A 4,806-nucleotide genomic window follows, 5' to 3' on the forward strand; every position below is an offset into this window, starting at 1 on the left:
GGCCCCAATGCACCCCGGGGCCCCTGACAAACAAAAAGAACGGAACAACGGCGGGAAAAGCCTCGGCCTAAGCGGCCTCTTTTTTGTCCCGGATCTGCCCAAGGCACGTGACCAGACCTCGCATCGTCCCGGAAAGCACGGTGACCAGCCCGGAAAGGGGCGCGGCGATAGTACGGACGACCTGCCCCACCAGCGCATCCTTCGAGGGAAGATCGGCCAATGCGTAAACCTGGCTCTGGTCCAGGGCCATCTTGCCCAAAAGTCCGCCCTTCAGAACAAAGGCCTTCTGCGTCTTGTCGGTGGAGTACTCCTTGAGCACCTTGGCAACCCCGACGGGGTCCCCGTAGCAGAGCGCATAGATGTTCGGCCCCACCACCATGGAGTCCGGCAACGACTCGAGGCCGGCCTCCTTCATGGCAATCGCAAAAAGGGTGTTCTTGGCGACCTTCAGCTCCCCGCCCGCCGCGCGGACCTTCACGCGAAGCGCGGTGCTCTGAGCCACCGTCATTCCCCGATACTCCCCCACAAAGACGGCCTCGGTCCTTTCGAGCTTCTCCCTCAAAACCGCGACCTGTTCGTATTTGATTTTTGCAGGCATCATTTTCACCTCCTCGACATCAAATTCCAATGTTCCTCAAAACCCATCAAAAAGTCCCCCGACCTGAAAGGCCGAGGGACACAGGAACAGATTCGCCGCGTCTCGAGCGGCATCTCCGTTTCTCAGCCTCGGCAGGTATCGGATTAAGCCCTTGTCAAAAAAGGCGCCTGCTCTCTGGGGTCGAAAAACCCTTATAGATAAAAAACGCGAGGGGGAAAGGCCCTCCTCCTTATGCCGACAGCTCCTTCACGGCAGCGACAGGATCGATGGATATCCCGGGCCCCATCGTCGAGGTCAGGGAGATGCTCTTGATGTACGTCCCCTTCACTGAAGCGGGGCGCGCTTTCTGAATCGCCTGAAGAAGGACCTTGGCGTTCTCGAAAAGGGCGTCGGGGGTAAAGTTCTTCTTACCCACGGAGTTATGGACGATCCCCGCCTTATCGACGCGGAACTCCACACGGCCGGCCTTGATCTCCTGAATGGCGTTGGCGAGATCGAAGGTCACGGTCCCCGTCTTGGCGCTCGGCATCAATCCCCGGGGCCCCAGGACCTTACCCAGGCGACCGACGGACTTCATCATGTCCGGCGTCGCGATGACCGCATCGAAGTCCATCCAGCCGCCCGCTATCTTCTGGACGAGATCCTCGCCTCCGACGATATCGGCCCCCGCGTCCTCGGCCTCCTTGACCTTCTCGCCCGTGGCGAGGACAAGCACCCTCTTGGTCACTCCGGTGCCGTGGGGGAGGCCCACCGTGCTGCGGACCTGCTGGTCCGCATGGCGCGGGTCGACGCCCAAGCGAATGTGCAGCTCCATGCTCTCGTTGAACTTGGCCGTCGCCACCGAATGGAAGAGATCGACGGCCTCACGAAGGCCGTACTGCCTGTTGCCGTCGATCTTGGCGGCCGCCTCTCTGTAACGCTTACTTCGTTTCATCGATAAAACCTCCCGTGGTCGATAACGAGCCCATAAGCTCTGCCACTTGTTTTTTGCCCTTATCCCTGGATTTCAATCCCCATGGAACGGGCCGTACCCTCGATCATGCGCATGGCGGCCTCGACGTCGTTCGCGTTGAGGTCCTGGCGCTTCAACTCCGCAATCTCCCGTACCTTGCTTCTGGGGAGCTGCCCCACCTTGGTCTTGTTGGGAATCCCGGACCCCGACTCGATCCCCGCCGCCTTCTTCAAGAGAACGCTTGCGGGAGGAGTCTTGAGCTCGAACGTGAAGCTCCGGTCGGCATAGACCGTAATGATCGCGGGAATGATCAAACCTGCCTGATCCGAGGTCTTCGCGTTGAACTGCTTGCAGAATTCCATAATATTGACGCCGTGCTGGCCCAGCGCAGGCCCCACGGGGGGAGCAGGCGTTGCCTTTCCGGCCGGCAACTGCAACTTAATCTGCCCAACGACCTTCTTTGCCATGAAACAAAATCCCCTCTCCTAAATAAAACCTCATCTACGGCACAGATCCCGTCCAGAGAGGGACGGGAACGTCTGTCATATCTTTTCCAGGAGGTCGTAATCGGTCTCGACGACGGTCTCGCGACCAAATACGCTGACCGTGAATTTGACCTTGCCCTTTTCCGGGATGATCTCCACCACGGGGCCCGCCTGCCCCTCAAAAGGACCGCTCCTGACGGTGACGGTATCCCCCAGCCTGAAATTAATCTCCACCTTGGGCTTGGCCTGCTCCGAGCCAATACGGGACATCAGCTCACGGACCTCCTTCTCGGAAAGAGGCAGCGGGAGGCTTCCCGCCCCGACGAATCCCGTCACTCCCGGGGTATGCCGCACGACGTACCACGACTGCTCGTCGAGCAGCATCTCCACAAGCACATAGCTGGGATAAAGCTTCCTGGAGACCTTGCGGCTTTTCCCTTCCTTTACGAAGACCCGCTCCTCCACAGGAACCAGCACGTTGAAGATGTTTTTCTCCATCCCCATCGTCGCTATGCGCTGCTCCAGGTTGGCCTTCACTCGATTCTCATAGCCCGCGTAGGTCTGTACGACATACCAGCGGCGCTCGTCCTGTGCCTCCATGAAAACCTCGGGAAAAGTCCCTTCACCCCCACCTGCGCGCCTGGGATCCTATCCGACGAGCCGTCGTCAGCTCAGGATCCCGGAGAAGACCCACGTCAGGAGAAAATCGATCGCCCCCAGATAGATGGAGGCACAAAGTGTAAAAAAGATAACGACCAGCGTCGAAAACCAAATCTGCTTTCTGCCGGGCCAGGTCACCTTCTTTAGCTCGGCCTTGGCCTCCCGCAGGAAACCGATTCCCGGGATCGAACTCGCAACTTCTTTAGCCATGCATTGCCTCCTGCGGGCACCTCGAAACGACACCCTGGACAATAAAAAAATGGCAGGCCCGGCAAGACTCGAACTTGCAACCCCCGGTTTTGGAGACCAGTGCTCTGCCAATTGAGCTACGGACCTGCGTTCAAAGCAACGGCACACATTGTACACCAGCGGCACCCGTTGTGCAAGAGACCTCGCTCCAAGTCCGCCGGTGAGGCTCCGCATTTTCTCTCAGCGGGATTATGCCCTGAAATATCCGTCTTGCTCTATAATCTTTCTGCAGCGTGTTGCATGAAGGAGTCCGTCATGTTTCAAAACCTTTCCTTAATATTTTATCCTCTTGTTGTCGGGCGCGATCGGGTTCGCGCCACACTACCCTGAACGGAAAAGGAGACTTCGAACGAAATGAGGACCGGAACAACATCTCAAGATCGGGAACTCCGGACAAGCGGCCAAAGGAAGGCCAGCGAAAAGGGCCTGAAGGCGGCGGCTTCGATTCTTCTTGCGGCGGTCGGCTGCATCGCTGCCCTCTCAGCCTGCGGAACGGCGCCCCGGGATGCGGAGGCGGCTCCCGCACAGCAACCCCAGGCGGCTTCCGTCGTCCTGTACACGGTCGAGAAAAAGGACCTGGGCGCTCAAAAGGAGTATATCGGCAAGGTCGAGGCCATTCAGACCGTGGACATCAGGCCCCAGATCCCGGGAGAGATCGCCGCTGTTCACTTCAAGGAGGGCTCTATCGTCAAAGAGGGGGACCTGCTCTTCACCCTGGACCCCGCTGAGTACCAGGCCACCGTGGCGCTGAGGCAGGCCGAGCTGGCGAAGGCGGAGGCGAGCTCCGCCACGGCGTCCCGATACCACGAGCGGTTGAAGAACATCGGCAAGGACGGCATCTCCGCCTCGAACATCGATACGGCGGCAGGAGACGCGGCCCAGGCGAAGGCTCAGGTCGCTCAGGCCAAGGCCCAGCTCAGACTCGCACAGATCGACCTCGGCCGAACGAAGATCAAGGCGCCCATCACGGGACGCATCGGCAAGGCGGGCATGACCAAGGGCAACTACGTCACCCCCTCGGGCAGCGTCCTTGCCAACATCGTTCAGGTCGACCCCATCCGCGTGTCCTTTTCCCTGCCCGACCGGGAATTTCTGCAAATAATGGAGCACTCCAAGACCGTGAAGGAAAAATCCGTCAGGACAACGCTGCGCCTCACAGACGGCAGCGCCTACCCCGTACCGGGCGAACGGGACTTCGAGGACAACACGGTGGACGAGCGAACGGGGACGATAACGCTGCGCCTGCGTTTCGGAAACAATCAGGGTCTGCTGCTTCCCGGCTCCATGGTCCGGGTCGAGATTGCCGCATCCTCCCCCATTCTCGACATCATGGTTCCTCAGGAAGCGCTCGCCGCCGACGGACAGGGCGATTACGTCTATGTCGTGGACTCGGACAACATCGCCCATCGGCGCAGCGTGACGCTCGGCGCCGAGTCGGGCTCCATGCGCCAGGTCACCTCGGGACTCATGGAGGGCGATACCATAATCCGGCGCGGCCTTCAGTCGGTGCGGGACGGGATGTCGGTCAGCCCCATGCCGTCGGACTCGGGCGGTACCGTGGGAAAGAATTCCTGACTCGGGGAGAATCGACATGTTCTCACAGTTTTTTATCGAACGTCCGCGCTTTGCCGTCGTCCTCTCGATTGCACTCGCTCTGGCAGGGGCCATCTCGGCCTTCAACCTCCCGATAAAGCAGTACCCGGACATCACCCCTCCCCAGGTCCGGGTCTCCGCGAACTACCCGGGGGCGGATGCGAAGGCTTTGACCAACACCGTGGCCGCCCCCCTGGAGGACGAGATCAACGGCGTCGACGACATGATCTACATGAGCTCCACATCCAGCAACACCGGCAGCTACTCCC

Annotated in this window: 7 protein-coding genes, 1 tRNA gene and 1 other annotated feature; of the genes, 2 read left to right on the forward strand and 6 right to left on the reverse strand. The window is 59.9% G+C overall.

Going from position 1 to position 4,806, the window contains the following annotated elements:
• Positions 1–67 precede the first annotated feature (67 nt).
• The 6 genes from rplJ to ABLA28_RS10415 form a co-directional block, all read right to left on the reverse strand.
• Positions 68–598 carry a 50S ribosomal protein L10 gene (rplJ, locus tag ABLA28_RS10390; protein WP_299302502.1) on the reverse strand — a complete coding sequence of 177 codons (531 nt, stop codon included), beginning with the start codon at positions 596–598 and terminating at the stop codon, positions 68–70.
• 38 nt (positions 599–636) lie between these two features.
• Positions 637–796, reverse strand: a sequence feature (ribosomal protein L10 leader region).
• Between the two features lie 31 nt (positions 797–827).
• Entirely contained in the window at positions 828–1,532 is a 705-nt protein-coding gene (rplA, locus tag ABLA28_RS10395) for a 50S ribosomal protein L1 (protein ID WP_299302505.1), read from the reverse strand.
• Between the two features lie 59 nt (positions 1,533–1,591).
• The gene (rplK, locus tag ABLA28_RS10400; protein ID WP_299302508.1) at positions 1,592–2,017 is read right to left on the reverse strand and encodes a 50S ribosomal protein L11; all 426 of its coding nucleotides are present in this window, start codon (positions 2,015–2,017) and stop codon (positions 1,592–1,594) included.
• Between the two features lie 75 nt (positions 2,018–2,092).
• Positions 2,093–2,635 (reverse strand): transcription termination/antitermination protein NusG, encoded by a 543-nt coding sequence (gene nusG / locus ABLA28_RS10405; RefSeq protein ID WP_299302510.1) that lies wholly within the window; start codon positions 2,633–2,635, stop codon positions 2,093–2,095.
• Positions 2,636–2,701: 66 nt separating this feature from the next.
• Positions 2,702–2,905, reverse strand: a complete 204-nt coding sequence (gene secE / locus ABLA28_RS10410) for a preprotein translocase subunit SecE (RefSeq protein ID WP_299302513.1) — start codon at positions 2,903–2,905, stop codon at positions 2,702–2,704.
• Between the two features lie 50 nt (positions 2,906–2,955).
• Positions 2,956–3,031, reverse strand: a tRNA-Trp gene (locus ABLA28_RS10415).
• 267 nt (positions 3,032–3,298) lie between these two features.
• Here ABLA28_RS10415 and ABLA28_RS10420 point away from each other — a divergent pair.
• Both ABLA28_RS10420 and ABLA28_RS10425 read left to right on the forward strand, forming a co-directional pair.
• Positions 3,299–4,519 carry an efflux RND transporter periplasmic adaptor subunit gene (locus ABLA28_RS10420; RefSeq protein WP_347713607.1) on the forward strand — a complete coding sequence of 407 codons (1,221 nt, stop codon included), beginning with the start codon at positions 3,299–3,301 and terminating at the stop codon, positions 4,517–4,519.
• A gap of 16 nt (positions 4,520–4,535) precedes the next feature.
• The coding region (locus tag ABLA28_RS10425; protein ID WP_347713608.1) for an efflux RND transporter permease subunit at positions 4,536–4,806 on the forward strand (271 nt) is incomplete at its 3' end.

It is taken from the genome of uncultured Fretibacterium sp., assembly GCF_963544685.1.
Lineage (GTDB): Bacteria > Synergistota > Synergistia > Synergistales > Aminobacteriaceae > CAJPSE01.